The sequence below is a fragment of the Nocardiopsis sp. KDC1DS13DA1 genome (genome assembly GCF_055632325.1).
In genome coordinates this window covers 57745-82236 of sequence record NZ_JBVMUY010000017.1, presented here as the reverse complement: position 1 = coordinate 82236, position 24492 = coordinate 57745, and the positions used below count along the sequence as shown (strand labels likewise).

31 protein-coding genes, 1 tRNA gene and 1 pseudogene are annotated in these 24492 nt (G+C 72.0%); 6 read left to right on the top strand and 27 right to left on the bottom strand.

Features of this window, described 5'->3' with window-relative positions; translation table 11 throughout:
• Positions 1 to 167: 167 nt before the first annotated feature.
• From ACTVAJ_RS12320 to ACTVAJ_RS12295, 6 genes are all read right to left on the bottom strand, one after another.
• Positions 168 to 491, bottom strand: coding sequence for a hypothetical protein (locus tag ACTVAJ_RS12320; RefSeq protein WP_470388262.1), 324 nt, complete (start codon positions 489 to 491; stop codon positions 168 to 170).
• A 126-nt stretch (positions 492 to 617) separates the two neighbouring features.
• Positions 618 to 755, bottom strand: a complete 138-nt coding sequence (locus ACTVAJ_RS12315) for a hypothetical protein (RefSeq protein WP_470388261.1) — start codon at positions 753 to 755, stop codon at positions 618 to 620.
• Positions 752 to 1024 carry a hypothetical protein gene (locus ACTVAJ_RS12310; protein WP_470388260.1) on the bottom strand — a complete coding sequence of 91 codons (273 nt, stop codon included), beginning with the start codon at positions 1022 to 1024 and terminating at the stop codon, positions 752 to 754. The genes ACTVAJ_RS12315 and ACTVAJ_RS12310 overlap by 4 nt, the downstream gene beginning before the upstream one ends.
• Entirely contained in the window at positions 1021 to 1248 is a 228-nt protein-coding gene (locus ACTVAJ_RS12305) for a hypothetical protein (RefSeq protein ID WP_470388259.1), read from the bottom strand. The genes ACTVAJ_RS12310 and ACTVAJ_RS12305 overlap by 4 nt, the downstream gene beginning before the upstream one ends.
• Before the next feature lie 106 nt (positions 1249 to 1354).
• Positions 1355 to 2563: a helix-turn-helix domain-containing protein gene (locus ACTVAJ_RS12300; protein ID WP_470388258.1), complete on the bottom strand. Its 1209-nt coding sequence runs from the start codon at positions 2561 to 2563 to the stop codon at positions 1355 to 1357.
• A gap of 14 nt (positions 2564 to 2577) precedes the next feature.
• Positions 2578 to 3084, bottom strand: a complete 507-nt coding sequence (locus tag ACTVAJ_RS12295) for a flavoprotein (RefSeq protein ID WP_470388257.1) — start codon at positions 3082 to 3084, stop codon at positions 2578 to 2580.
• Positions 3085 to 3149: 65 nt separating this feature from the next.
• Between ACTVAJ_RS12295 and ACTVAJ_RS12290 the strand changes: the two genes are divergently transcribed.
• The 3 genes and pseudogenes from ACTVAJ_RS12290 (at position 3150) to ACTVAJ_RS12280 (ending at position 5192) form a co-directional block, all read left to right on the top strand.
• A complete protein-coding gene (locus ACTVAJ_RS12290) occupies positions 3150 to 3734 on the top strand; it encodes an HD domain-containing protein (RefSeq protein ID WP_470388256.1) in 585 nt (194 codons plus the stop codon).
• A 429-nt stretch (positions 3735 to 4163) separates the two neighbouring features.
• Positions 4164 to 4706: a hypothetical protein gene (locus ACTVAJ_RS12285; protein WP_470388255.1), complete on the top strand. Its 543-nt coding sequence runs from the start codon at positions 4164 to 4166 to the stop codon at positions 4704 to 4706.
• 8 nt (positions 4707 to 4714) lie between these two features.
• A pseudogene (locus tag ACTVAJ_RS12280) lies at positions 4715 to 5192 on the top strand (ATP-binding protein).
• Positions 5193 to 5249: 57 nt separating this feature from the next.
• On the opposite strand, the gene ACTVAJ_RS12275 reads toward ACTVAJ_RS12280, so the two are convergent.
• From ACTVAJ_RS12275 to dacB, 11 genes are all read right to left on the bottom strand, one after another.
• Positions 5250 to 5738 (bottom strand): DUF3180 domain-containing protein, encoded by a 489-nt coding sequence (locus ACTVAJ_RS12275; protein WP_470388254.1) that lies wholly within the window; start codon positions 5736 to 5738, stop codon positions 5250 to 5252.
• Entirely contained in the window at positions 5738 to 6274 is a 537-nt protein-coding gene (gene folK, locus ACTVAJ_RS12270; RefSeq protein ID WP_470388253.1) for a 2-amino-4-hydroxy-6-hydroxymethyldihydropteridine diphosphokinase, read from the bottom strand. The genes ACTVAJ_RS12275 and folK overlap by 1 nt, the downstream gene beginning before the upstream one ends.
• Positions 6271 to 6642 (bottom strand): dihydroneopterin aldolase, encoded by a 372-nt coding sequence (gene folB, locus ACTVAJ_RS12265; RefSeq protein WP_470388252.1) that lies wholly within the window; start codon positions 6640 to 6642, stop codon positions 6271 to 6273. Before folB ends, folK begins: the two co-directional genes overlap by 4 nt.
• Positions 6642 to 7082: a nuclear transport factor 2 family protein gene (locus ACTVAJ_RS12260; protein ID WP_470388251.1), complete on the bottom strand. Its 441-nt coding sequence runs from the start codon at positions 7080 to 7082 to the stop codon at positions 6642 to 6644. The genes folB and ACTVAJ_RS12260 overlap by 1 nt, the downstream gene beginning before the upstream one ends.
• Positions 7079 to 7984, bottom strand: a complete 906-nt coding sequence (gene folP / locus ACTVAJ_RS12255) for a dihydropteroate synthase (RefSeq protein WP_470388250.1) — start codon at positions 7982 to 7984, stop codon at positions 7079 to 7081. Before folP ends, ACTVAJ_RS12260 begins: the two co-directional genes overlap by 4 nt.
• A 134-nt stretch (positions 7985 to 8118) precedes the next feature.
• Entirely contained in the window at positions 8119 to 8724 is a 606-nt protein-coding gene (gene folE / locus ACTVAJ_RS12250; protein ID WP_470388249.1) for a GTP cyclohydrolase I FolE, read from the bottom strand.
• Complete coding sequence (gene ftsH / locus ACTVAJ_RS12245) at positions 8721 to 10727, bottom strand: ATP-dependent zinc metalloprotease FtsH (protein WP_470388248.1); 2007 nt, start codon at positions 10725 to 10727, stop codon at positions 8721 to 8723. Before ftsH ends, folE begins: the two co-directional genes overlap by 4 nt.
• A 336-nt stretch (positions 10728 to 11063) precedes the next feature.
• Complete coding sequence (gene hpt, locus ACTVAJ_RS12240) at positions 11064 to 11618, bottom strand: hypoxanthine phosphoribosyltransferase (RefSeq protein WP_470388247.1); 555 nt, start codon at positions 11616 to 11618, stop codon at positions 11064 to 11066.
• A 110-nt stretch (positions 11619 to 11728) separates the two neighbouring features.
• Positions 11729 to 12766, bottom strand: coding sequence for a tRNA lysidine(34) synthetase TilS (tilS, locus tag ACTVAJ_RS12235; RefSeq protein ID WP_470388246.1), 1038 nt, complete (start codon positions 12764 to 12766; stop codon positions 11729 to 11731).
• Positions 12763 to 13842 carry a zinc-dependent metalloprotease gene (locus ACTVAJ_RS12230; protein WP_470388488.1) on the bottom strand — a complete coding sequence of 360 codons (1080 nt, stop codon included), beginning with the start codon at positions 13840 to 13842 and terminating at the stop codon, positions 12763 to 12765. The genes tilS and ACTVAJ_RS12230 overlap by 4 nt, the downstream gene beginning before the upstream one ends.
• Positions 13843 to 14021: 179 nt before the next feature.
• Positions 14022 to 15410 carry a D-alanyl-D-alanine carboxypeptidase/D-alanyl-D-alanine endopeptidase gene (gene dacB / locus ACTVAJ_RS12225; RefSeq protein WP_470388245.1) on the bottom strand — a complete coding sequence of 463 codons (1389 nt, stop codon included), beginning with the start codon at positions 15408 to 15410 and terminating at the stop codon, positions 14022 to 14024.
• 75 nt (positions 15411 to 15485) lie between these two features.
• Between dacB and ACTVAJ_RS12220 the strand changes: the two genes are divergently transcribed.
• On the top strand, positions 15486 to 16013 hold the full coding sequence (locus tag ACTVAJ_RS12220; RefSeq protein WP_470388244.1) for an inorganic diphosphatase: 528 nt from the start codon (positions 15486 to 15488) through the stop codon (positions 16011 to 16013).
• A gap of 124 nt (positions 16014 to 16137) precedes the next feature.
• Here ACTVAJ_RS12220 and ACTVAJ_RS12215 read toward each other — a convergent pair whose 3' ends face one another.
• Both ACTVAJ_RS12215 and ACTVAJ_RS12210 read right to left on the bottom strand, forming a co-directional pair.
• The gene (locus ACTVAJ_RS12215) at positions 16138 to 16707 is read right to left on the bottom strand and encodes an RNA polymerase sigma factor (RefSeq protein WP_470388243.1); all 570 of its coding nucleotides are present in this window, start codon (positions 16705 to 16707) and stop codon (positions 16138 to 16140) included.
• A gap of 75 nt (positions 16708 to 16782) precedes the next feature.
• Positions 16783 to 17049 carry a hypothetical protein gene (locus ACTVAJ_RS12210; RefSeq protein ID WP_470388242.1) on the bottom strand — a complete coding sequence of 89 codons (267 nt, stop codon included), beginning with the start codon at positions 17047 to 17049 and terminating at the stop codon, positions 16783 to 16785.
• 554 nt (positions 17050 to 17603) lie between these two features.
• On the opposite strand from ACTVAJ_RS12210, the gene ACTVAJ_RS12205 reads away from it, so the two are divergent.
• Positions 17604 to 18176, top strand: coding sequence for a hypothetical protein (locus ACTVAJ_RS12205; RefSeq protein WP_470388241.1), 573 nt, complete (start codon positions 17604 to 17606; stop codon positions 18174 to 18176).
• 19 nt (positions 18177 to 18195) lie between these two features.
• Here the strand turns inward: ACTVAJ_RS12205 and ACTVAJ_RS12200 are convergent, their stop codons facing one another.
• Together ACTVAJ_RS12200 and ACTVAJ_RS12195 are read right to left on the bottom strand one after the other, a co-directional pair.
• Positions 18196 to 18585 (bottom strand): hypothetical protein, encoded by a 390-nt coding sequence (locus tag ACTVAJ_RS12200; protein WP_470388240.1) that lies wholly within the window; start codon positions 18583 to 18585, stop codon positions 18196 to 18198.
• Between the two features lie 61 nt (positions 18586 to 18646).
• Positions 18647 to 18859, bottom strand: coding sequence for a hypothetical protein (locus ACTVAJ_RS12195; RefSeq protein WP_470388239.1), 213 nt, complete (start codon positions 18857 to 18859; stop codon positions 18647 to 18649).
• A gap of 151 nt (positions 18860 to 19010) precedes the next feature.
• On the opposite strand from ACTVAJ_RS12195, the gene ACTVAJ_RS12190 reads away from it, so the two are divergent.
• Positions 19011 to 19844: an exonuclease domain-containing protein gene (locus tag ACTVAJ_RS12190; protein ID WP_470388238.1), complete on the top strand. Its 834-nt coding sequence runs from the start codon at positions 19011 to 19013 to the stop codon at positions 19842 to 19844.
• A gap of 226 nt (positions 19845 to 20070) precedes the next feature.
• On the opposite strand, the gene ACTVAJ_RS12185 is transcribed toward ACTVAJ_RS12190, so the two are convergent.
• From ACTVAJ_RS12185 to ACTVAJ_RS12160, 6 genes are all read right to left on the bottom strand, one after another.
• The gene (locus ACTVAJ_RS12185; protein ID WP_470388237.1) at positions 20071 to 20442 is read right to left on the bottom strand and encodes a hypothetical protein; all 372 of its coding nucleotides are present in this window, start codon (positions 20440 to 20442) and stop codon (positions 20071 to 20073) included.
• 119 nt (positions 20443 to 20561) lie between these two features.
• A tRNA-Thr gene (locus ACTVAJ_RS12180) sits at positions 20562 to 20637 on the bottom strand.
• Positions 20638 to 20725: 88 nt separating this feature from the next.
• On the bottom strand, positions 20726 to 22291 hold the full coding sequence (locus ACTVAJ_RS12175; RefSeq protein WP_470388236.1) for an alpha/beta hydrolase: 1566 nt from the start codon (positions 22289 to 22291) through the stop codon (positions 20726 to 20728).
• Positions 22292 to 22458: 167 nt separating this feature from the next.
• The gene (locus ACTVAJ_RS12170) at positions 22459 to 23631 is read right to left on the bottom strand and encodes a DNA polymerase III subunit delta' (RefSeq protein WP_470388235.1); all 1173 of its coding nucleotides are present in this window, start codon (positions 23629 to 23631) and stop codon (positions 22459 to 22461) included.
• Positions 23632 to 23644: 13 nt separating this feature from the next.
• Positions 23645 to 24235, bottom strand: coding sequence for a flavin reductase family protein (locus ACTVAJ_RS12165; protein WP_470388234.1), 591 nt, complete (start codon positions 24233 to 24235; stop codon positions 23645 to 23647).
• On the bottom strand, positions 24210 to 24434 hold the full coding sequence (locus ACTVAJ_RS12160; RefSeq protein WP_470388233.1) for a hypothetical protein: 225 nt from the start codon (positions 24432 to 24434) through the stop codon (positions 24210 to 24212). The genes ACTVAJ_RS12165 and ACTVAJ_RS12160 overlap by 26 nt, the downstream gene beginning before the upstream one ends.
• Positions 24435 to 24492 lie beyond the last annotated feature (58 nt).

The following is a 24492-nucleotide window of genomic DNA, read 5'->3' as shown; positions in this document are numbered from 1 at the left end:
GTCGGGCGACGGGCCGTTCCTTCTGTGAGGGTTCCCGGCCGGATCATGGGCGGCGCCGCCCCGAGCGTCCCCCCTGCCCGACCCGCCGGACGTTCGGCATCGGTCGGCCCGGCGGTTCTCCCAGCGCGTGTCGCTGGCCGTCACCGATTCCGCGCGGGACGTGAACGTCACGCCGGGGTGCAGCGGAGAGTGCCGACGAGACGGGCGATGTCGGCGGCCTCGTCGGCGGCGTCGATGGATACGGCGAGCCGGTGGACCTCGGTCAGAGCCGCCAGCAGTTCGGTGATGAGCAGAGGGGTGGGGTGGCCCAGGTCCGGGCGGTGGTGGAGGAGGCTCCGGACGGCCCCGGCCAGGTCCGACACGTCGTCGGTGCCGGTGGTGTCCGCTCGGCCGTACGGGTGGACCGCGAGAGTGCTTACGGGCGCGGACGGCGCGGAGCGGCGGACGCGTCGGGGAAGGGACAGGTGGTCCTGCCGGGGTGTGTGGGGCACGGATGGCTCCTGGTCGTTCGTGGGCGGGTCAGGGGAGCTCGATACCGGTGCGGGCCTCCCAGATGAGGAGGGCGTGGACATGTTCGGCGGTGAGGCGATGGCGGCCGGTCGGCGTCGCGAGGCTGGTCAGGTGACCCTCCCGGCCCAGCGGACGACGGTGCTGGCGTGGACCCGGAAGAGGGCGGCGACCTCCTTCGGCGTCATGAGAGTTCCGGTGTCCGGAGCGGAGTCGTGCTCGGCGGTCATCGTCGTGGTGCCTTTCATGGGCGGGAGTAGGGGGTGCGCGGCGCGGGGACGATCGGGGCCGCCTGCGGATCGACCCTGTACACCCCAGGCGGGAACGGCATGCCGACGCGCGGCCCCGGGTCGGCCACTTTCTTCGCGAGCTCTGCCGGGGTGTCCGCCATCAGCGTCGGTTCGGTGGTCGTGTGCGGGTCCCGGTCGGTGGCGATCCAGGTGCGCCCGGTGCACCAGATCCAGTACCGGTCCCCGTACTCGGCCCGAAGACGCGCGAGGTCGGTCTTGGCGCTCATGAAGCGACCCACAGTGCTTCGGTGAGCCTCAACCGGAGTTCGGTGAGAGAGGCGGCGGTCAGGCCGACCAGTCCGTCGCGGCCGTCGACGCGCAGGGCTCGCCAGGAGCCGTCGACCTCCCACGCCGTCCATCCGGGGAAGTCCCGGCGGAACGCGGCGACGCGGGGGTCGCGCTCGTTCTCCACCGGCGGCGCGTTGGGTGGCTCCACGCGTTGACAGGTCATCAGCCTCACCTCGGGGATGTCGCGGTGAGATGACCGTAGGGGCGGCGACCGGCAGAGGTTCGCAGCCGCTGGAAGGTAAAAGATCCGCAGAATCCTGCGGGCAGTTTCAAGCGACCCCGGCGCGCTGAGCCAGTGGACGTAGCTCTGGTGTCGACCTGCGGTGTTCACGCCGCAGCAGTTCAGAGATCACCTGTGCGGTGTCCGGATCGTGCCGTACCAGCTCTGGCGCGATCTGCTCGGCATCGAGGAGCGTGTTCACCGCTGCCGCGTCCTGGCGGGTTTGGGTGTAGGCGCGAGCGACGTCGAGGCACACCTGCGCACGACGACCGACGAGCCCGGTGGGAAGGGATTCGACGTTGAGGGCTTCCCCAGCGACCACGGCCGCTTTGGCGTCTCCCACCTTCACGGAGGTGCTGATGGTGTGGATGGCGACGTTCGTCGGACCGAACGCTGTCCCGTGCAGGTTCCCGTCACGCCCGAGACGGTCGGCGGCGCGTTGGGCTTGGCGGAGAAAACGGGGGAGTGCCGCTTTGTCGAACTCAGCCGCTGCCGCCGTCGCCGCCGCCAGTTGGAGTCCGCCGTACACCGACAGCTCCTCAGGAGTCCCGGGGCACATCCGGCGTTCCAGAGCGGTCGACGCACCCATCGCCAGTTCGGCGGCTTCACCGGGGCGGCCTCGGGAGATGAACACGTAGGCCAACCGGTATGCGCCGACGGCGGCGAGGAGGGTTTCGTCGGCCCATTCGGATGCGGACATGGCCCGGTCGGCGGCCTGCCACGCCAGATCACGGGCACCCACACGGCGGAGCACGGCGGCGGTGGTGTTGTACACCATCGCCCGGACCGAACAGACGGAGGGACGGTCGGCACCTCGACCGCGTGTGGCGGCTTCGACATCACGGATGAGACGGGGTAGGCGGCGTCCGACTTCGGCGTACCTCGTTGCTTGGTAAGCCGCGTAGGTGCGATTCGCTTCGTCGCGCAAGCGCGCCACGTCGATGAGGGCATCGTCTCCGGTCTCGGCGACGATGGTTTCCAGGGGCGTATACCGCATCATGGCGCGCTCGATGGCATCAACCGCGGTGTAGCGCATCGGAGGAGCCTCGGATTCGCTGCCAGTCAGCTCAGCCAGGGGTAGCCGGAGCACGTCCGAGAGTCGAGTGAGGACGTCGTGGGAGTCCACGGACAGTTTCCCCCTCTCGACCTGCGACAACCACGATTCGGACCGTCCGACGAGCCCAGCGAGGACGGTTTGGGAATAGCCTCGCCGTTTACGGTGGCGCCGAATGATCTGGCCCCTGGTGGCTGCGTCCACACCGGGCCTCCGATCTAGAGAACGCGGATGGTCGTGTGTAGGTGTTCCCAGGTGGGGAGACGGGACTCGTAGGGGGCGTCGTGGTCGTAGACGAGTGTGACGGCGGGGATACCTCTGAGGGTGTCGAGTGACCTTTGGAACGCCGGGTGCGTGGCGAGCTGGGGTTTGCAGTGGGGGACGACGACAGTTGGAACGCCGTAGCCGACCATTTCGCACAGAAGCCCGATCGCGAAGTTGTCGGCATGGCCGTTGGCGAACTTGTTCACGCTGTTGAAGGTGAGCGGGCAGGCCACGACAAGGTCGGCGGGTGGAAGGCTCTTGCCGGTGCCGGGCATCCGGTACTCGACCCGGACAGATTCGCCGGTCAGTTTTTCCAGTTCGTCAGGGTCATGGAACCTCGCGCCGAGGGGAGTGGAAAGGCACACCACCGTGTAGCCGTCGCTGTGGAGTCGACGCACGAGATTGGGCACGCCTTCGGGGGCGGGCGCGCCGGAGACGACGAGATAGAGGGTTTTCGCCATGGGGGCAGTGTAGGTGTCAGGGTGTGGGCGGCAGGATGACCCACCGGAGGTAGAAGGGACCCCCTATGGCAGACGGGCAGGACACCCCCACCGTGGATTTCCTGTACGAGATCGGCCTGCTCAAGCGGTACAAGCGCACCGGTTGGGTGATCGCCGGGGTCCCCGATACGGAGTCGATCGCGGACCACTCGCACCGGACGGCGGTCGTCGCGGCGGTACTCGCGTCGATGGAGGGAGCGAACCCGGAGCGGGCGGCGTTCCTGGCGTTGTTCCATGACACGCAGGAGACCCGCACGATGGACGTGCCCTACATCGGGAAGCGGTATCTAAAGGCGGCACCGCCCGAGTCGGTGACCGCCGACCAGGTCACGGATCTGCCTGAGGTGGTGGGTGACATGGTCAGCGGTGCCGTGGCCGAGTACGAAGCGAAGGAATCTCCGGAGTCGGCGTGCGCGAAGGACGCCGACAAGCTGGAGTGCCTGTTGCAGGCGGTGGAGTATCAGGAGCAGGGCACGGACACGCAGGCGTGGGTGGATTCGTCTCTGGCGGCGTTGAAGACGGGTGCGGCTCAGCGGTTGGCGAAGGCTGCGATGGAGCGGTCTTCGCTGGCGTGGATGCATGAGGCGCGGGATTCGAAGCCGCCGCTGTAGGTGTTGCGTGGTTGGGGTCCTCGCCGCTGTGCGGGCGAGGCACCCGTTCGCGCCCTCATCCTCGGCCGCCTCGGGCAAACCGTTACCCGAGGCTGGTGATCACGCGCCCGGGGACGGTACTCCCACCGGGCGCCTCCCCTTCGCCGCGCCCGAGAGCACTGCACAGATCATTTCAATTCGGACCAAGAGGATAGTTCTAACAATACAGATAGATGACCCTGGCCCATTCTCAGGAACGTTCTGAGCTGGACCTATGCGTGCGGTCATGAAGTTTTTCCGATCCAGTTCGCAGAAAAGTTCGCCTCCACTCCCCGCGTGCCCTAATCTTCTTTCCGAAACCACAACTCCATACGCCGAAGACCCCGCGACGCTAGTTAGGCGCCCGGGGTCGTGGTCAGCAACTCGAACCTTTGAAGAAGGATTGCCGACATGGCTCAGTTTAGCCGTGCGGTCCTCAGGTCTGCCCTGGAGACCCTCAAGACCCTCCTCTCCCCCGCGTGCGGCCGCCACCCGGCCCGGCGCCGCCGCTCCACCCGGGTCCGCCGCTACACCCCGCCTCCCGTTCCCGCGCAGGTCAGCGCGCCGACCGAGGCCCGGGAAGCGCCCGCTCCCCACCCGGCACCCCGGTTCTCCCCTCCCGCCGAGCGCGTGCGCGCCGACAGGACCGCCCCCGTGCGCCCCTACTACGTGGCCTTCGAACGCGAACTCGCCCGCGCCCGGGCCCACCCCGCCCGCCGCCTGCGCGCCCGCACCACCCGGCCGGGCAGCGCCGCCACACCCCCCACCAGGCGCGCGAGCGCCTACACGCCCAAACACGCGGCCCCGCGGATTCCCGCCCCGCGCCAGGCCCCGGAGGGCGACCTGCTCGCGGCCCCGGTGGCGCGCGTCCCCGGTGAGTTCGACGAGCTCGCCGACCTCGTGCGCGCCTGGCACGCCCAGCGCGGCGGTCAGGGTCGTGAGGGGGTCGCGTGACCACGACGATGATGAGGCGACCCCGTCCGCTCGTGTTCTGGGAGCCCCGCGTCTACCGGGGCGAACTGTCCGAACTCGCGCAGGTGCGCAGGCACCTGGCCCGCGACCTGGCCGGGTTCGGTTCCGACCCGGTCGACACCCTCCGGCTCTGCGCCAGCGAACTGCGCCAGGCACACCGACCCGGACCGGCTGTACGGCGAGGTCATCCGGGGCCTGTCCATGCCCGACGGGCGCACCCTGCGGCTGTCGTTCAGCGACTCGGGCGGTGGGGGCGGCGTCCCCCGCGTGCCCAGAGAGCGCACCGGTGACGCGTGGGACCGGGCCGAGGGTCAGCGCGGCCTTCTCCCGCTGGAGAACCTCACCCGGGGGTGGGGCCACGTCCGGCTCGCCCCCTGGGCCGACCTCGGCACGTGCGTGTGGGCGGCCTTCGACGTCGACCCCGCCGCGGTGCCGGGCGGGCTGCGCCCCTTCGTGTTCGCGGACTGACCGGGGAGCACCGTGTGGGGTGGAGTAAGGAACCGCCCCACACGGGACAGCCGGTCCTCAGGCGCGTCCGGACGGGTCGTCGTCACCGTTGCCGTCCTCGGGCACCCGGCAGGCCGACTCCAGCCACAGCGCGGCACCCAGCAGCAACCCGCTGGAGGCCGCCGTGCCCAGAGCCGTGGCGAACAGCTCGCGGTGGCTGGGCAACACGAGCGTGTCGAGCACCGCGAGCGCCACGCCCAGGAAGAAACCCGCCGCAAGCGCCGCGAACAGGGCGCTGGCCTTGGCCAACGCGACCAGCCGGGCGGCACTGAGCGGCTGGATCGGCTCCGTCCCCGGAGCCCGGCGGATCCGCCGACGCGTCCGGCGCGCGGTGAACGCCTCGGCGAACGCCAGCAGGAGCAGGGTCGGGATCGCCGACCACGGCAGCGGCGGAAGGACGTCGACCGCCCCGGTGACCAGCCACCCCAGGAGGGCGCCGACCACCGTCAGCAGCACGGGGACGCGCCACCCCGTCGGCTGGAGCCTTCCCTCGTGCTCCTCGGCCATCAGCCGTCCGATCCCTCGGGGAGCCGCAGCCGGAGGTCCTCGCGGCGGCGCAGCTCCTGCTCCCCCGCCGCGTCGGCCGCCAGCACCGCGGCCAGGACGTCCTCCACCGCGCCGTGTCCGGGCAGCACCGCTGCGGGCTCCGCGTCGAGCCACGGCCGCAGCACGAACGCCCTCAGGTGGGCGCGCGGGTGCGGCAGGGTCAGGTCCGGGTCGCCGTCGCGCACCTCCCCGAAGGCGATGACGTCCACGTCGAGTGTGCGGGGCCCCCAGCGGACCTCGCGCACCCGGTCGAAGGCCCGTTCGGCCGCCTGCGCACGCCGCAGCAGGTCAGTCGGCTCGCCGTCGGCGTCCACCACCAGTACCGCGTTGAGGAAGGCACCCTGTTCGGGGCCGCCCACCGGGGCGGTCTCGTACACGGGCGACACCGCCACCGGCCGCGGCGCGCCCTCCCCGGCCAGGAGGTGGTCCACCGCGCCCTGGAGGGTCGCCATCCGGTCGCCCATGTTCGACCCCAGCGCCAGCACCGCGCGCGTCACGACCGCGCCTCCCGGCTCCGCGTGACGGTCACCGCGACGTCGGCGAACTCGTGCGGGATGGGCGCGGAGGGCTTGTGCACCGTCAGCTCCACCTCCCGGACGAGGGGCTCGGCCAGGCACTCGACGGCCAGCCGCTCGGCGAGCGTCTCGATCAGGTTGACCGGTTCGCCCCGGACGATCTCCACCAGCCGCTCGGCGAGCAGCCCGTAGTGCACGGTGTCACCGACGTCGTCACTGGCCGCCGCCGGGGCGGTGTCCAGCCGGAGCACCGCGTCGACCACGAAGTCCTGCCCCTCGCGGCGCTCGAAGTCGAACACGCCGTGGTAGCCGCGCGCCCGGAGCCCGCGCAGCGCGATGCGGTCCGCCATCAGGCCTCGTCCTCCCCCTCGTCGTCCATGAGGACGGGCGAGGCGTGGTGCGACCACAGCCGCCACCCCTGTTCGGTGTCGACGAAGAGGTTGGTGGTCACCACCTTGCCCCCGGCGACGAAACCGGGGCTGTCGTCCTCGGCGGTCAGCACGTTCTCCTCGCAGGTGACCATGGCGATGTCCCCGCCGACGCCGATGTGCGTCTCGGTCAGCACGTACTGGATGTAGGTGACGTTGGCCATGATGAGCGACCACGCCCGCATGATCTCGGCGCGCCCGCGCAGCAGCGGCCAGCCCGGGTTCACGCACACCAGGTCGGGGGCCTCGTGCTCCTCGGCCCACACGCTGCGCATCAGGTCGATGTCGCCGTTCTCGATGGCGCTGTAGAACTGCGCGTTGGCCTCGGCCACGCGCTCCATGACCTCCTGGCGCGACTTCACAGGCCACCCCGGTCCAGCGCCTCGGCACGTCCCCCGTCCAGACGGGCGCCGCCGTCGGACCAGGCGGCGGCCACGCGCACCGCGTCGGCGTTGGGGCGCACGTCGTGTACGCGCACGGCCCAGGCCCCCCGGTCGGCCGCCAGGGTGGTGACCGCGGCGGTCGCGGCGTCGCAGTCGACGAAGGGGCGGTCGGTGCCCTTGGCGTCGCCGAGCAGTCGGCTCAGGAAACGCTTGCGGGATCCCGCCACGAGTACCGGGCGGCCCAGTTCGTGGAACCGTTCGAGGTGCTGGAGCAGCGCCCAGTTGTGCGCCTGCTCGGGTCGTTTGGAGAATCCCAACCCCGGGTCCAGGACGATCTGGCCCGGGTCGACACCTGCACTGATCATGGCCTCCATACGGTCGCGGAGCTCATCGAGGACCTCCTGGACGACATCCGTGTACACGGCACGGCTCTGCATGTCATGACTATGCCCACGCCAGTGCATCAACACGTACGCAACGCCGGAAGAGGCCACGAGTCGGGCCATGGCCGGGTCGGCGAGACCCCCGCTGACGTCGTTGACCAGGACCGCTCCCGCCTCGACGGCCCGCTCGGCCACCTCGGCGCGCATGGTGTCCACGCTGACGGCGACACCGCGCGACGCCAGCTCCCGTACGACCGGGTCGACCCGGCGCATCTCCTCCGCCGCGGTGACGCGCTGCGCTCCCGGACGCGTGGACTCACCGCCGACGTCGACGATGTCCGCGCCCTCCTCGACCAGGCGCAGACCGTGCTCGATCGCGCGGTCGGGGTCGAACCACTCGCCGCCGTCGGAGAAGGAGTCGGGCGTGACGTTCACGACGCCCATCACCAGGCACCGCCCGAAGTCGGGCAGGCCCGGAACTGTCTGTTTCGGCCCCATAAGGATCACCCTACGCTCAGGGAGCGCCCCGGGGGGCACAGGCCCTGCCGCGCGCGAAGCCCCGGTATCCGACCGTGATGGTCGGATACCGGGGCCTGACGTGGTCGGAGCCGCGGATCGGGGGCGGCTCCGGGTCAGCGGCGGTCCAGGATGAGGCTCATCGCCTCCGACCTGGTGCGGTCACTGCTGCGGAAGATCCCGCGTACCGCCGAGGTGACCGTCTTGGCGCCGGGCTTGCGCACCCCGCGCATGGTCATGCACAGGTGCTCGGCCTCGACGACGACGATCACGCCGCGCGGCTGGAGGTGGTCCATGATGGCGTCCGACACCTGACCGGTGAGGCGCTCCTGCACCTGCGGGCGGCGCGCGTAGACGTCCACCAGGCGGGCGAGCTTGCTCAGGCCGGTGATCCGGCCGTCCGCGCCGGGGATGTAGCCCACGTGCGCGACCCCGTAGAACGGCACCAGGTGGTGCTCGCACGTGGAGTACAGCTCGATGTCCTTGACCAGGACCAGTTCCTCGTGGTCGGCCTCGAAGACCGTGGTGAGCACGTCGCCGGGCTTCTGGCCGAGGCCGGAGAACTGCTCCTCGTAGGCCCGGGCGACCCGCTCGGGCGTCTTGACCAGACCGTCGCGGTCGGGGTCCTCGCCGATCGCGATGAGGATCTCGCGCACGGCGCGCTCGATGCGCAGCCGGTCGACGGATCTGGGCGGGCGATCCTCGTCGAAGACGTCGCTCACGCCTGGTCCCCCTCGATCCTGTTGGTGGCGGGGCTGGGCAGCTGGCCGTTGGTGGCCGAGCCCTGCACCTCGGTGCCGTTGAGGTCGGTCAGCTCCTTCTTGGACAGCACCGGGGGCCGCTCGGAGGGCTGGCGCTTGCCGTAACCGGTGTAGGAGCCGCGCGACGGACGCTTGGTCACCGGGGCGAAGATCTCCAGCACCTGCGCCTTGGTGAGCGTCTCCTTCTCCAGCAGCGCCACCACCAGGTCGTCCAGGACGTCCCGGTACTCGACGAGGACCTCGTAGGCCTCGTCGTGCGCGGACTCGATGAGGCGGCGCACCTCCTCGTCGATGATGGAGGCGATCTCCTCGGAGTACTCGCGGGCGTGCGCCATCTCCCGGCCCAGGAAGGGCTCGGTGCTGGCGGAGCCGAACTTGCGGGCGCCCAGCCGCTCGCTCATGCCGTACTCGGTGACCATGTTGCGGGCGAGCGAGGTCGCCTTGTCGATGTCGTTGCCCGCGCCGGTCGTGGGCTCGTGGAAGACCAGCTCCTCCGCGGCCCGGCCGCCGAGCATCATGGCCAGCTGGTCCATCATCTGGGAGCGGGACGTGAGGAACTTGTCCTCGGTCGGCACCGACATGGTGTAGCCGAGCGCCCTGCCGCGCGGCAGGATCGTGATCTTGTGCACGGGGTCGGCGTTGGGCAGCGCGTGGCCCACCAGGGCGTGGCCGCCCTCGTGGTAGGCGATGACCTTCTTCTCCCGGTCGGACATGACGCGGGTCTTGCGCTCGGGACCGGCCATGACCCGCTCGATCGCCTCCTCCAGGATGGCGTGGGTGATCACCGTGGCGTCCGCGCGGGCGGACAGCAGCGCGCCCTCGTTGATGACGTTGGCCAGGTCGGCGCCGGTCATCCCGGCGGTCTGGCGGGCGATGACGTTGAAGTCGACGTCGTCGGCCATCGGCTTGCCCTTGGAGTGGACCTTGAGGATGTCGCGGCGGCCGTCCATGTCCGGGCGGTCGACGACGACCTGCCGGTCGAACCGGCCCGGGCGCAGCAGCGCAGGATCGAGGATGTCCGGGCGGTTGGTCGCGGCGATGAGGATGACACCGCCCTTGACGTCGAAGCCGTCCATCTCGACCAGCATCTGGTTGAGGGTCTGCTCGCGCTCGTCGTGGCCGCCGCCCATACCGGCGCCGCGGTGGCGGCCGACGGCGTCGATCTCGTCGATGAAGATGATCGCGGGCGCGTTCGCCTTGGCCTGCTCGAACAGGTCGCGCACCCGGGAGGCGCCGACACCGACGAACATCTCGACGAAGTCCGAGCCGGAGATGGAGTAGAACGGCACCCCGGCCTCACCGGCGACGGCGCGGGCCAGCAGGGTCTTACCGGTTCCGGGCGGGCCCATCAGGAGCACGCCCTTGGGGATCTTGGCGCCCATGGCCTGGAACTTGGCCGGGTTCTGGAGGAACTCCTTGATCTCGTGGAGTTCCTCGATGGCCTCGTCGGCCCCGGCGACGTCGGCGAAGGTGTTCTTCGGGGTGTCCTTGGTGATGAGCTTGGCCTTGGACTTGCCGAAGTTCATCACGCGCGACCCGCCGCCCTGCATCTGGCTGAAGATGAACCAGAAGATGGCGATGATGATGATCAGCGGGAGCAGGCTGAACAGGGCGGTGGTCCAGATCGGGGTCGTGGCGACCGAGACGCTGTAGTCCTGTAGGTTGCCGCCCTCGGCGTCGGCGTTCTCCTGGAGCAGGGTGCCGAGCTCGGCCCCCTGGCCCTCGACCCAGTAGGCCTCCAGGATCTCGTCGTCCGTGGTGGTCAGCAGGATGCGCTGGTCACGGTCGATGATCTCCGCGCTCTCCACCTGGTCCCGCTCGATGAGCTGGTACACGGTGGAGATGTCGGCCTGTTCCGGTTGGGGCCCGCCCCCGATGTCGAACACACGGAAGCCGATGACGAGCATGACGGCGACGGCCAGGATCCATATCCACGGGCCGCGGAAAAAACGCTTCAGATTCATGTGAGCGGAACCCTGTCGGGTCCGTCCCTCCTGACCAGGCCGCCCCGCCCCAGAGGACTTTCCGAAGCAGGACCAATCGGACACGTGCTCCCTGCGATGACGCCGGGATATTCGACGGTACACCTCGCTCTGCCGAGCGAGCACACCGCTCGGGCACCCGGAGCGGAGCCGTCACCGAAGCAACGACGAAGCCCCGTTCCGTTGTTCCCGAGCAGTGTTCGTCACGGGTTGGCCGTGGGCCTCCGCCGCGCTTCGGCCCGCGTTCGCTCCGGGCCTTGCGCGTCACCTCGGCCCGGGTTCGCCCCGGGCCGCCGTGGCGCTCACAACCCCGGGTTCTCAGTTCTCGTAGACGTGCGGGGCGAGGGTGCCGATGAACGGCAGGTTGCGGTACTTCTCCGCGTAGTCCAGGCCGTAGCCGACGATGAACTCGTTGGGCAGGTCGAAACCGATGTACTTGACCTCGAGGTCGACCTCGAAGGCCAGCGGCTTGCGGACCATCGTGCAGACCTCGACCGAACGGGGGCCGCGCGACTTGAGGTTGCCCACCAGCCAGGACAGGGTCAGCCCGGAGTCGATGACGTCCTCGACGATGAGGACGTCACGGTCCTTGATGTCGGTCTCCAGGTCCTTGAGGATGCGCACCACGCCGGAGGAGGTGGTCCCGGCCCCGTAGGAGGAGACCGCCATCCAGTCCATGGACACGGGCGTGTGCAGTGTCCGCGCCAGGTCGGCCATGACCATGACGGCGCCCTTGAGGACCCCGACGATCAGGAGGTCCTTGCCCGCGTAGTCCGCGTCGATCCGCTCACCCAGCTCCGCAAGGCGCGTATTGATCTCTTCCTCGGTGACCAGGACCTTCTCCAGATCCCGACCCATGTCTTTGGCGTCCACGCTCACTGTCCTCGCTGCTGGGTTCCCCGTTTGCGGCAACCAGGATAAACGTGGTCAACGAGGCGGCGGCGCCACCCGCCCGGGAACCGCGGGACGCACGACGGGGCCGATCAGCGCCCGAACCGCAGGCTCCCGGCGACGCGGCGCGCCCGGATTCCGCCCGGAAGGTCGATGTGGGCCTGCCCACGCCACTCCGTGACCAGCCGTTCGACCTCCCGGACGTGGCGGGCGGTCAGCGCGCTGGCGGGACAGCCCGCGGCGAGGGCGGCGCGGCGCAGCACCCGGGTGCGCAGCGCCGTCGGAGCCTCGGCCAACGGGCCGACCCGCAGCTCCGGTCCCGCCGCCGGCCCGGGGGTGTCCGGTGGACCCGTGTCGCCGGGGGCGCGGGGGGCCGCCGCGCCCTCTCCGGCGCTGGAGGCGGTGTACAGGTCCCCGGCCATGCCGTCGAGCGCGTCGGCGTCGGCCCGCAGCATCGCGGCCGTCCGCGCCAGAGCGGCCGCGATCCCCGGCCCCAGGGCCCGCTCCAGGGCGGGCAGCGCCTCGTGGCGCACGCGTGAGCGGGCGTAGCGGGGGTCGGCGTTGTGCGGGTCCTCCCAGGCGGCCAGGCCCATCCGGTCACAGGCCGCGCGGACGGTGGCGCGGTCCAGGTCCAGGAGGGGGCGCAGGTGGTGGCCGTTGCGGGGCGCCATGCCGGACAGGGAGCGGGCACCGGAGCCGCGTGCGAGCCCGAGCAGTACGGTCTCGGCCTGGTCGTCCAGTGTGTGGGCGAGCAGCACCACCGCGGGCGCGTGCTCGGCCGCCGCCGCGTCCAGGGCCGCGTAGCGGGCGCGCCGGGCGGCGGCCTCGGGGCCGCCCGTGCCCGCGACCCGCACCGTCCGCACGGAGACGGGGGACAGTCCCAGACCGCGCAGGACACCGGCGACGGACTCGGCGCGCTCGGCGGAGCCCTCCTGGAGACCGTGGTCCACGGTGACCGCCCCCGCGGCCCTGCGCATACGCGGTGCCTCGAAGGCGAGGGCCCCGGCCAGGGCGAGGGAGTCGGCGCCGCCGCTGCACGCCACCAGGACGGTGGTGTCGGACGGAAGGTCGGCCAGGACCCGCCGGACCGCCGAACGGACGGCGGCCACGGCGGGGGGAGGGCCACTCACTCCGCGATTGCCGCGGGGCGCACGACCCGGTCGATCCACGCGTTCGGGTCGCGGATCTCGGCCAGGGTGGGCAGGGTCTCGCGCGAGGTCCACACCTTGTTGAACTCGGCCATGCCGACCTCGGCGACCACGGCGCGGACGAACGCGGCGCCCTCCTCGTACTGGCGCATCTTGAGGTCCATGCCCAGCAGCTGGCGCATGATCCGGTCGAGCGGGTTGACGGCCTCGCGTCGCTTCTGGAAACGGGCGCGGATCCGCTCCACACTCGGCACGACCTCCGGGCCCACGGCGTCCATGACGTAGTCGCCGTGCCCCTCGGCCAGACTCATGACCGCGGTGATGCGGTCCATGATCTGGCCCTGTTCGGGGGTCTGGAAGGCGGTGATGAGGCTGGCGTCGCCACCGCGCACGGCGTCGGCGACGGCCTCGCCGGCGGAGCGCAGCCGTCCGATGAGGTCGGCGGCGTCCATCTCCGACGACAGCAGGAGCTCGCGCATCAGTTCCTGCACGTGCGAGCGCAGCCACGGCGTGGCCGTGAACTGCATGCGGTGGGTCTCCTCGTGCAGGCACACCCACAGGCGGAAGTCGCGGGGATCGACGTCCATTTCGCGTTCGGTGTTGACGATGTTGGGCGCCACCAGGGTCAGGCGGCCGGTCGGCGCGTGGCCGCTCGGGTCGGGCGGCAGGAAGAGTTCGTACTGGCCGAGGACCTTCCCCGCCAGGTAGGCGAGCACGGCGCCGAGCTGGACCCCGGTGACCCGGGACCCGACCGCCGAGGTCAGGGCAGCGGCGGTGCCGTTGTTCAGCCGCTCGGAGCTCATCTGCTCCAGGACGGGTTCGAGCACCACCCGGAACCCGTCGACGTTGGCCTTGATCCAGCCGGGGCGGTCGACGATGACCGCCGGTCCGGTGGGTTCGAGGGGGTTCATCCCGGTGAAGTCGCGCACGTGCCCGGCGGCCACGTTGGAAAGCTCGCGCAACTGCGCCACGGCCTGCCGTGCGTCGGAGAGGTCCACCTGCGGCCCCGGGCGGACGAGGCGGACACCGGTGTTGACGGCTACGTCCCAGTCGATCACAGTCACACCGCCAGCCTACCCACGCGTCGCCTCGCGGCACGGGGATCGGGGGACGAATTCCGGGAGGGGTCAGGGTGATCCCCCACCCCGCCCCGTCCGGTGCCCGGGGGAGGAGGAACCCCGGCCCTGAGGGCGCCCGAACACGGGCCGAAGCGCAGCGGCGGCCCCAGAGGCACCGCTCAGGTGCAGCCGCAGCCGGCCAGGGCGGCGGCGAGGGTGTCGAGCCGGGACCCGCTGGCGGCCGGCGTGTTGGCCATGAACGCGAAGAGGAAGGTGTGGCCGTCCTGGTCGCGGACGGTACCGGCCAGGGTGCTCACCCCGTTGAGCGTGCCGGTCTTGCCCCGGACCAGACCGGCGGCGTCGTGGGTGGTCGCGTACTCGCCGTAGCGCCCGTTCTTGGCCAGCGTGCCGGTGGAGTTCGCGGTGGGCAGCCCGGTCAGCGCCGCGTTCAGCTCGGGGTTGCCGGGGTCGGAGGCGATCCGGAGCAGCTCGACCAGGGCGCGCGGGGAGATGCGGTTCTCCGTGCTCAGTCCGCTGTTGTCGGACAGCTCCACGTTCTGCACGCCCAGGTCCGCCATCACCTGGTGGGTGGCGGCGGCCGCGCCCGCGAAGGAGGTCTGCTCGCCCATCGCATCGGCCGCGACCCGGCCCAGCGCCTCGGCCATGTTGTTGTCGCTCGCCAGCAGCATGTGCTCCACCAGGGCCGACACGGGCGCCGACGCGACGCTGGCCACGACGTCGCCGGCCGCCCCGCTCTCGGTCGGGTCTCCCTCGACCGGCACTCCCGCGCGCTCCAACTGGCGGGCGAAGGCCTCGGCGGCGTACAGGGGCGGGTCGTAGGCCCGGCCCTCGGTGGCGTCGATCACGCCGTCGGCGTTCTCGTCGTCCCAGCCGCTGTCGACCATCAGGGCGTGGGCGGGCGAGGTGCTGCCCTCGGTGACGTAGTTGGGCTTCCAGCCGGGGCCGAGGAGGGGCCCCGTGAAGTAGGAGTCGTCGTACCCGACGGAGACCGTCTCGACCCCCAGCTCGGCGAGGGCCTCCGCGGTCCGGTCGGCGAGCTCCGACAGGGTCGCTACCTGCGGGTAAGCTGCGGAGTCGGCGCGTTCGGTCAGGGTCACGTCACCCGCTCCCCGCAGCACCACACGGCCCCGGTCCGGGTCGAGGTACACCTCGGTGTGGAGCACGTGGTCGGGTCCGACGGCGGCGAGGACCGTGACCGCCGTGGCGATCTTCGTGGTCGAGGCCGGGGTGACCGGGGTGTCCGGGGCCAGCTCGAAGAGCGTCTCCCCGGTGGCCGCGTCGACGACGAAACCGGAGAGGCCCTCCTCCAGCCCGGAGTCGGACATGGGATCATCGAGAACGTCCGCGACCCTGCCCGGGTTGGCCGGAGCCGAGGTCGCGGGTTCAACCGCAGCCACGCCCTCCGCGTCCGTGACCGGGGCGGGCTCCGCCGGAACGGGCCGCGCCTCGATGACGTCGAGGGCGACCAGTCCGGCGACCAGCACGAATATGTTGAGCAGGGCCAGTGCGAGGAGGGCCTCGCCTCGTACCCGTCGCACCCTGGGCACCTGCCCTCCTTCGGTGTCGCGGCCAGACGTTGTAGTTATATGGCGACATTAGTCGCAATGGGAGCCGAGATCAGCATGGAATTCGACGTTACGATCGAGATCCCCAAGGGGGAGCGCAACAAGTACGAGGTGGACCACGAGACCGGTCGTATCCGTCTCGACCGCATGCTGTTCACCTCCACCACCTACCCCGCCGACTACGGTTTCGTCGAGGGGACACTCGGCGAGGACGGCGACCCCCTGGACGCCCTGGTCCTGCTCAAGGCCCCGACGTTCCCGGGCTGCCTCATCCGTGCGCGCGCGATCGGCATGTTCCGGATGCGCGACGAGGCGGGCGGCGACGACAAGCTGCTCTGCGTCCCGGCGACGGACCCGCGCCAGGAGCACCTGCGTGACATTCACCACGTGAACGAGTTCGAGCGCCTGGAGATCCAGCACTTCTTCGAGGTCTACAAGGACCTGGAGCCGGGCAAGTCCGTCGAGGGCGCCACCTGGGTCGGCCGCCACGAGGCCGAGCAGGAGATCATCGCCTCGGTCAAGCGCGCCGAGGAGGCGGGCGTGCACGGCGACCGCTCGCACATCTCCACCAGCGAGGAGAAGTAACCGCCGGTTCCACTCGGCGTTCCGACGACGGCCCGACCGGGGAGCGACTCCCCCGCCGGGCCGTCATCGTGTCCGGGGCCGGTCCGTCCCGAGCGGTCCCCGGGCAGGTCCCGGGCGGACTCCGTCAACGGGGCAGCAGGGGCTGCACCATCCCCCATCCCCCGGCGACCAGGCACCCGGTGAACACGATCGCCAGCAGCGCGGCCAGCAGGAGCAGCAGGACCGGCAGCTGGGAGACCATCCCGCGTGCCAGGAACCGGGTGGCCGGGGGCAGTGGGAAGCCGTCCCGGCCGAAGTGGTCGGCACGGGCGGTGACGTGCGCGCGGTAGCCGTCGAGCGCGGGCCCCGTCATCCCGTTGAGCACCCGTGCCCGCACCAGCTCGGTGCGCTCGGGCATCCGCCAGGGCTCGGCGGACTCCGGGCGGGCGCCCCCGCGCGCGTGCCGGGCGCACTCGACCTCGGCCAGGGCGTGCAGCCACTCCCGCAGGCGGTCGGTGTCCCGGAGGTGGCCGATGTGCGCGTGCGCGACGATCAGCGTGTCCCGGAGTACGACGTGCGCGGTGTCGCGGTCGCGTAGGACCAGGATGCAGCTCTGGTACAGCTCGTCCCCGTACGCGTCGAGCAGGTACGCGTAGGCGTCCGCCTCCGAGGTACTGGTGGAGCGCAGGGCGCGGAGAAGATCCCGGTCCGTCATAGACCTAGAATCTACGCCGCGCGCGACACGCCCTTCTCCTCTTTGCGCAAAGACCCCCGTTCCGCGCCCCCGGGCTCAGCCGCCACCCCCGGTGCCGCCGTCGGCCGGGGCGTCCTCCCCGTCGGGGCCGGGCCCCCCGTGCGGCACGGCCGCGGACTGCCGGAGGGCTCGGGTCAGCCCGTGCGCGCGCAGCCACAGGAGCACGTACGTGAGCACGGTGAGGCCCGCGACCAGCACCGCCGCCCCCGGGCCGAGGAAACCGAGCGCCATCACCCCGGCGGCCGCGACGACGAGCGCGCGCACGAGGACACGCGCCCACAGACCCGGGGTGCCCGGTCTCACCTGGGCTCCCGGGGGACGGATGCCTTCACGGCCACTCCTGACACTGCGGCTGGGGGAGGGGGAGCGTCCCGCACCGGCGTCGCTCACACGCCGTCCACGGTTTCCACATGTCACCACCATGCGACGCCACCCGCAACACGCCCGGGGCGGTGACCGGGTGAGACGATCGACACGCGCGTTCGCCCACGATCGCTTGACTCCCCCCGGGCTTTGCTGGTCTCCTTGGAACCATGCATCCGTACACGTCCGCCGACGCCATGGCTCGCACGGCCCCCGGGGCCCCCTGCCACCTGGCCGTCGAGGCGTGTCCGTGTTGTCGTCGCTGAGTCGCTCCGCCAGGCGTGTCCGCACGCCCGTGCCCGACCGCACCGGGCCGCGAGCGCCCCGTCCGCGTTCCCGTGTGAACTGACGGCGGCCCGCGCCCTCCCGGGGTGTCCCGCCTCCGCCTCCGCGCGCCCGGCGCTCACCCCCGCCGCCCCGACCTTCCGGGGCCCACCGACGACATCAGCGCGCTCCCGCCGTCGGAGCGCGCGCACGTGAAGGATCTTCCCACGATGCTCCAGCAGGCTTCCACCACCCTCCGCTCCGGCTCCGTGCCCGAGGGTACGGCCGTGACCGGCCCCGGCCCCGCCCGGGTCTCCCCGGAGGGGATCGGCGACGTGGTCGACGCCGGCCGCCGCTCCGGCTACGCCCACCTGAACGAACGCCGTCTGCCGACGATCGGCCGCCTGGTCGCGGCCGCGCGCGGGGCCGCCGACGCGATGCGCCGACCGACGCTCTGGCCCTCCCGCCGGGGCCGGTGGCAGCCCGCCCCGCGGGCGGCCCGCCGCCACGTGAGCGGGCGGCTCCGGGTGACCGCGGTGGCGCTCGAACCCAACACCTTCGTCCCGGAACCGGCCGCGCGCCCGGGACGGCGGCACTCTCTGGAGGTCCTGTTCCTGGTCGGCGGTCGGGCGCACCTGATCGCGTCGGGAGCCGGAGGGGAGATGCTGTCGGCGGCCGAGCTGACCCCGGGGCGCGCCCGGGTCGTGGGATCGGCCCAGCACTCCGCCGGAGAGCGCCCGACGACCCAGCACCTGGTGAACACCGGTGACGAGGTCGCCGTGGTGATCCGGGTGACCGCCTGAGCCGGGCCGGGCGTCGGCGTCACGCATCGGTGCCGCGCTCCGCGGCGGCCGCGCGGAGCGCGGCGTCCACCGCCTCGATCGAGCGGAGGACGGCCGCGGTGCGCCGCCCCTCCTCCAGGTAGGCGTTCATCACCTGGTCCAGCGCGTGGGGCGGCAGGTGCGCGCGCAGGTCCACCCGGGCTGTGCGGTACCCCTCGCGGGCGGCCTCCAGGGCGGCGGACACGTACTGGTGGGCCAGGCGGGAGAGGGCGACCGGATGTCGGCGCAGCACTCCGTGCAGCCGGTAGTCGGCCGGGACGTGGTCGAACAGCCACACCAGGGCCGTCTGCTCGAAGGAGTCCGACCCGGGTGGGTGCACACTCGCGGGCCAGTCCGGCGTCAGCGACTGATCGGGCATACCCGCCAGCATACCCGCTGTTCGAAAACCCGTTCGATCAACCCCGGCGCGGTGTACGGCGCCGACGGCCCCGTCAGTCGGCGGCCCCGCCCGCCTCCTCCGCCTTCTCCTCCGCGCGTTTCTCCAGTTCCACCCGGATGGCGAGTTCGGCCGCGTCGACCGCGGCACGGGCGGTGATCGCGTTCGTGTGCGCCCGCTCCAGCTCCTCCAGGAGGATGCAGTCGAAGGACACGCGTGCGTCGTGGATCGCGGCTTCCAACTGGCGTGATGCCTCTTGCAGACTCATGTCCCTCCCTTCCCCAGAACTCGGCCCCCGCACACCAGCGCCCCTCCCCCACCGTTCGCGTTCCCGCCCGTCCTGTCCCCGGCGCGTTCTACGATGTGCCCCATCACCGCTGTTCGCGGCGGTGCCGTTCATCCGGCCGGAGAGGGACCCCATGCGCAACCGCTACCCAGGGACCTGCACGACCTGTTCGGTCCCCGTCGCCGCTGGTGACGGCGTCGTCGTCAAGGACGGCGGCCGCTGGCGCACGTACTGCGCCGAGCACGAGCCGCGCCCCGTGCCGCCCGCGCGCGGCGACCACCCGGGGTGGCACACCACCCCCCTGCTCGGATTCGACTCCGAGACCTCCTCCCGCGATCCCGAGGACGCGTTCGTGGTCTCGGCCGCGCTCGTCGACAGGGACGGCAAGTCGACGACGTGGCTGGTGGACCCCGGTCCCCGCGAGATCCCCGAGGACGCGGTCGCCATCCACGGGATCAGCACCGAACGGGCGCGCGCCGAGGGGCGCCCCGCCGTCGAGTGCCTGGAGGAGATCGCCGGCGCCCTCACCGCGCACCTGGCGGCGGGCCAGGGGTTGGTGGTGTTCAACGCCCCCTACGACCTGAGGGTGCTCACACGGGAGCTGGAGCGGCACGGCCTGGCGCCGCTCCCGGATCGCCTCGGCTGCGCCGTGGCACCGATCGTGGACCCGTTGGTGATCGACCGCGGGGTGGAGCCCTACCGGCGCGGCAAACGCAACCTGAGCGCGATGAGCGAGTACTACGGGGTCGACCTGACCGAGGCGCACACCGCCGCTGCGGACGCCCTGGCTGCTGTGGCCGTGGCGGAGGAGATCGGGGCGCGGCACCCGGACGTGGCCGGACTCAGCCTCGTGGAGTTGCACGAGCGGCAGGTGCACTGGGCCCTCGGGTTCGCGCGCAGCCGCCAGGAGTGGTTGGACCGGACCAAGCCGGGCCACGGGACGGTCGTGGACGGCACCTGGCCCTAGCGGTGTGCGCCGCGGGCCTTCGCTTCGCCTCGGCCCGCGTTCGGGCGCCCGGGAAGGCGGGGACGCCTCATCCTCGTCCTCCCGGGCGCCCGTTGCCCTCCACCGCCCTCGACCGGCGCCCACGGCGCGGCCCCGCTCCTGGCCCGTTGCCCGCTCGCGGCTCGACTCGTCCCGCAGCGTCACGCCGACGCCCGAACGGCGAACCACCTGGGGTGACCGGCACGACCTAGGGTTCCAGCGCGTGTCCGGGGCCGGTGCCGTCCCCGAGTTCGGCGACGATCCCGCGGGCCCGCTCCTCGTCGACGTCGATCCGCTCGCTCACGATCCGCACCGCCTCCTCGGCGCGGTCCAGCGACACGAGGTTGCGCACCCGGGCACGGAGTGACGGCGGCAGGTCGTCGGGGCTCCGCGGCCCGGGGACGTACCCGCCGACCTGCTGCTGGAACGGCTCGGGCGGCTCGGCCGCCGGGGTCCGCCCGGCCGCGAGGCGCTCCTCCAGCGAGGCGATGACACGCCGCACCGCGTAGGAGCCCCCGCCGAGGACGAGGACGACTCCCACGAGGAGGAGCACCATGAACACCAGACTCATAGTGCGCATCTACCCGCATTCCGGTCATACCAGGCACGAGCTGACACAACGTACGGTAAGCATCCATTGACCGGCCTCGCCGGAAACACCTCGGGCCCGCCCGGAAGAACCGGACGGGCCCGAAGGGGTGGAGCCGCCTGTCGGAATCGAACCGACGACCTATTCATTACGAGTGAATCGCTCTGCCGACTGAGCTAAGGCGGCGCCGCGCAGCGCGTTCAACGCGGCGAAGCGGTCACCAGTCTAGCGCCTCCACCGAGGTGATTCGTACACGTTCACCGTGTCGGTTCCCTCACGCGCACGCCATCCCGTCCTCGGGGACGGTCAGCTCGATGAGGTACTCGTCCACCATCGCGTCCACGCACCCGTCCCCCATCCGGTAACCGGTGTGGCCGTCGCCGTCCCGGGTGACCAGGAAGCCGGAGTCGAGCTGCCCGGCGAGCGCCTCCGCCCAGGCGTAGGGCGTGGCCGAGTCGCGCGTGGTTCCCACCACCATGATCGGGTCGGCGCCCTCGCCGTCGAGCGGGCCGCCGGGGGCCACCGCCTCCTCCGGCCAGTAGGCGCACGGCAGCGCGCCCCAGGCGAGCCCCGGGCCGAAGTTCGGCGACTCCTCCTCCGCCTCGGCCGCGGCCTGCGCGTAGGCCGCGACGTCGCGCGGGCTCGGCGAGTCCGAGCAGTTGACCGCGATGAGCGCCGCCGTGGAGTTCTCGTAGTCCTCGGGCTCGGACCGGCTGTACAGGTCGTCCGCGAGCAGGATCAGGGCCGTGCCCTCACCGTTCTCCATGGCCTCGGTGAGCGCCTCACGCACCCGCGGCCACCAGGCGTCGGTGTACAGCGCCGCGAGCACACCGAGCTCCGCGCGCGTGCGGTTGACCTCGCGGTCGTCGAGGGCGTTGGGGAGGGGGTCGGCGGCCACGTCCTCCAGGAAGTCGTTCAGCACCGCGATGCCCTCGTCCACGCTGTCGCCGGGACCCCCCAGCGGGCAGTCGTCCCGCCCCACGCAGTCCTCGACGAACGCCCGCAGCGCGGTCTCGAAACCGGTCGCCTGCGCCACGCTGAGGTCGAGCTGGTCCTGGCTCGGGTCGACCGCCCCGTCCAGGACGAGCGCGCGGACCCGGTCGGGGAACTGGTCGGCGTACTGGGCACCGATGTGCGTGCCGTAGGAGGCGCCGAGGTAGGTCAACCGGTCGTCGCCCAGCAGCGCGCGCAGGACGTCCATGTCACGCGCGACGTCGGCGGTGCCCATGTGCCGCATGAGGTCGGGTGCGTTGGCCTCGCAGGCCTCGACGAACTCGCGGCTGCTCTCCGCCAGCTCCGCCATGCCCTCCTCGGTGACCTCCGCCAGGTCCGCGTCTCCGTCCTCGGAGTCCACGTCCGTACCGAGGAACTCGTCGAGCTCGACGGCGTCCAGACAGGTGAGCGGTGTACTCCGCCCCACCCCGCGCGGGTCGAACCCGACCACGTCGAAGCGCTCGCGCACGTCGTCGCTGATCGTGTAGGCGGCCTGGTCGACGTAGTCGAACCCCGACCCCCCGGGGCCGCCGGGGTTGACCACCAGCGAGCCGATGACGTCGTCACCCTCGGCGGACAGGCGCTTGACCGCGATCTCGATCCGCTCACCGCCGGGGTCGTCGTAGTCCAGGGGCACCTCGAAGACCGCGCACTCGGTGCCCTCCAGACCGGACTCGCAGCCGTGCCAGTCGAGCTCCTGGCCGGTGAAGTCCGCCAGGGCGCCGGCGGCACCGGCCTCCTCGGGGCTCCCCCCGGCATCGTCGGCACCGCCGAAGCTGCAGCCGGCCGCCAACAGCACCGCTCCCGCGAGCGTGGCCGCCAGCGGCCCCCGATTGATCGTGCCCACCCGTTGTCCGCCCTCTCCGTGTCGGCCGACCGTGGCCGGCGCGCGCCGTCGGCGCCGCACCATTGTGCCGGACCCGCCGGCGTGCGCGCCTCCGGGTCTGCGCCCACCGCCCCCACGACCCGCAACGAACATCCGGGGCGGGATACTCCCGGGGGCGCCGGGAGCGGTCAACCGCTGAGCAGCGCCGAGGTCATGGCCTCCATGGCGATCTGCGGGTGCACGTTGGCGGCGATCCGGTCACGGCAGCCCATGATGGCGTCGATCCTGCGGAGCGTGGCCTCGGGCGTGCTGGACCGCGCCACGCGCTCCAGGTCCCCGGAGCGGTCTCCGGTGGACAGCTCCACCCCCGCGCCCAGCTGGAGGGTGAGCACGTCGCGGTAGAACGCCGCCAGGTCGAGCAGCGCGCGGTCGTAGGAGTCGCGTTTGATCCGGGTGGCGCGCCGCTTCTGCCGGTCCTCCAGATCCTTGAGCGCGCCCGCGGCGCCCCGGACCGCCTTGGCCACCCCCTTGCCGGTGGAGCCCTCGCCGAAGGCCGCCTTCAGCTCACCCCGCTCCCGCTCGTCGAGGGCGGTGGTGAGGGCCTTGGACTCCTCCTCCGCGATCTCGTAGAGGCGGGCGGCGGCCGTGACGCACGCGCCGAGCCCGTCGAGCCGGGTCGGGATGGCCAGCACCTCCTCCCGCCGCCTGCGCGCCTCCGGGTCGGTGGCCAGCTGCCGGGCCCGGTCGAGCCGTCCGGCGGCCGCCCGCGCGGCGGCCCGGGCGGTCTCCGGGTCGACGCCCTCGCGGCGGACCAGAGCCTCGGCCACCTCCCGCGTGTTCGGCGTGGTCAGGGTGACCAGTCGGCAGCGGGACCGGATGGTGACGAGCAGGTCGTCGGGTGTGGGGGTGCACAGGAGCCACACGGTCCGGGGCGAGGGTTCCTCGACCGCCTTGAGCAGGGCGTTGGAGGCGGCCTCGGTGGCCCGGTCGGCGTCCTCGAACAGGACGACGCGGAACCGCCCACCGGAGGGTTTGGAACCGGCGCGCAGGACCAGGTCACGGGTGTCGGCGACACCGTAGCTCAGCCCGCTCGGCCGCACGTACAGCACGTCGGGGTGGGTCCCGGCGAGCACCTGGTGGCAGGAGTCGCAGTGTCCACAGCCGCCGTCGCGGCACTGGAGCGCCGCGGCGAAGGCGCGCGCCGCCTCCGAGCGGCCCGACCCGGGCGGGCCCGTGAACAGCCACGCGTGGGTCATCCCCCCGCCGGAGCCGCCCGCGACCAGGTCGCCGGCCGCCGCGACGGCGCGTTCCAGCTGGCCGACCGCGGCGCCCTGGCCGACGAGGTCGTCGAAGACCGTCACCCTTTTCCTCCCGTCACCCGCCACGGACACCCGGCTGCGCGCTCCTGCTTCCGGAACCGCTCTGGTGCCCGGTTCCAGGATAGGAGCCGACACCGACGCGAGGGGAGTTGTCCACAGGCCCGCTTCGCGCCGGGGGCGTCTGCGTGCGGTGGGAGTGGCCCAGTTCGGGGCCGAGACCGAAGTAGTGGCGGAAGCTGTAGATCAACGGGTTCCAGGCCGCCGGGTCGACGTGGTCCGTGCCGGGGACGACCACACGCTCGTCGGCGTGCACCCGGATCACGTCCGTCTCGACGATGACGTGGGCCCCCGACGTGTCGGGGAGCACCCGGACGGCCCTGGCCTCCAGTTGGAGGGGGCAGCCCGCCACCCTGGGCGGGCGCACCAGTTCGGAGGGGTGGGGGGTGAGCCCGGCGGCGGCGAACTTGTCCGGCTCGAAGCGGCAGCCGGGCGGCTTCGAGCCGGGGACCGGGCTGCGTCCCGTGAGCGGGGCGAGCCGCTCCACGGCCCGCCACTGGTGGGCGGCGGGCAGGTTGACCACGAGTTCGGGGCGTTCGGTGAGGTTGCGGGCGCTCTGCCCCTCAGAACCCAGTCCGAGGACGAGCACGCGGCCCAGGGCCCAGGGCCCAGGCCGAGGAGATCGGGGCGAGGTTGGGCGAGCCGTCCCCGTTCTCGGTGGACAGCAGCACCACCGGGGTGCCGAAGTAGAGGATGCTGGGTTCGATGACCAGGTGGCCGCCGCTCGGGTCCAGGGGCCGGTCACCCGCGTGCGCGGTGTTGGTGTCGGTGTCGGTGTCGGTGTCCATGGACCACGACCCTAGGAGCCGGACGTTTCGGCGGCGGCCGAACCGTTCCCGCGCCGCC

What these genes read in the sequence shown, in the direction of transcription:
- ACTVAJ_RS12315 (WP_470388261.1), bottom strand. Translation starts at nt 755, where the DNA reads ATGAAAGGCACCACGACGATGACCGCCGAGCACGACTCCGCTCCGGAC.
- ACTVAJ_RS12310 (WP_470388260.1), bottom strand. Translation starts at nt 1,024, where the DNA reads ATGAGCGCCAAGACCGACCTCGCGCGTCTTCGGGCCGAGTACGGGGAC.
- ACTVAJ_RS12305 (WP_470388259.1), bottom strand. Translation starts at nt 1,248, where the DNA reads ATGACCTGTCAACGCGTGGAGCCACCCAACGCGCCGCCGGTGGAGAAC.
- ACTVAJ_RS12295 (WP_470388257.1), bottom strand. Translation starts at nt 3,084, where the DNA reads ATGGCGAAAACCCTCTATCTCGTCGTCTCCGGCGCGCCCGCCCCCGAA.
- ACTVAJ_RS12290 (WP_470388256.1), top strand. Translation starts at nt 3,150, where the DNA reads ATGGCAGACGGGCAGGACACCCCCACCGTGGATTTCCTGTACGAGATC.
- ACTVAJ_RS12285 (WP_470388255.1), top strand. Translation starts at nt 4,164, where the DNA reads ATGGCTCAGTTTAGCCGTGCGGTCCTCAGGTCTGCCCTGGAGACCCTC.
- ACTVAJ_RS12275 (WP_470388254.1), bottom strand. Translation starts at nt 5,738, where the DNA reads ATGGCCGAGGAGCACGAGGGAAGGCTCCAGCCGACGGGGTGGCGCGTC.
- folB (WP_470388252.1), bottom strand. Translation starts at nt 6,642, where the DNA reads ATGGCGGACCGCATCGCGCTGCGCGGGCTCCGGGCGCGCGGCTACCAC.
- folP (WP_470388250.1), bottom strand. Translation starts at nt 7,984, where the DNA reads ATGGGGCCGAAACAGACAGTTCCGGGCCTGCCCGACTTCGGGCGGTGC.
- ftsH (WP_470388248.1), bottom strand. Translation starts at nt 10,727, where the DNA reads ATGAATCTGAAGCGTTTTTTCCGCGGCCCGTGGATATGGATCCTGGCC.
- ACTVAJ_RS12220 (WP_470388244.1), top strand. Translation starts at nt 15,486, where the DNA reads ATGGAATTCGACGTTACGATCGAGATCCCCAAGGGGGAGCGCAACAAG.
- ACTVAJ_RS12215 (WP_470388243.1), bottom strand. Translation starts at nt 16,707, where the DNA reads ATGACGGACCGGGATCTTCTCCGCGCCCTGCGCTCCACCAGTACCTCG.
- ACTVAJ_RS12205 (WP_470388241.1), top strand. Translation starts at nt 17,604, where the DNA reads ATGCTCCAGCAGGCTTCCACCACCCTCCGCTCCGGCTCCGTGCCCGAG.
- ACTVAJ_RS12200 (WP_470388240.1), bottom strand. Translation starts at nt 18,585, where the DNA reads ATGCTGGCGGGTATGCCCGATCAGTCGCTGACGCCGGACTGGCCCGCG.
- ACTVAJ_RS12195 (WP_470388239.1), bottom strand. Translation starts at nt 18,859, where the DNA reads ATGAGTCTGCAAGAGGCATCACGCCAGTTGGAAGCCGCGATCCACGAC.
- ACTVAJ_RS12190 (WP_470388238.1), top strand. Translation starts at nt 19,011, where the DNA reads ATGCGCAACCGCTACCCAGGGACCTGCACGACCTGTTCGGTCCCCGTC.
- ACTVAJ_RS12185 (WP_470388237.1), bottom strand. Translation starts at nt 20,442, where the DNA reads ATGCGCACTATGAGTCTGGTGTTCATGGTGCTCCTCCTCGTGGGAGTC.
- ACTVAJ_RS12160 (WP_470388233.1), bottom strand. Translation starts at nt 24,434, where the DNA reads ATGGACACCGACACCGACACCGACACCAACACCGCGCACGCGGGTGAC.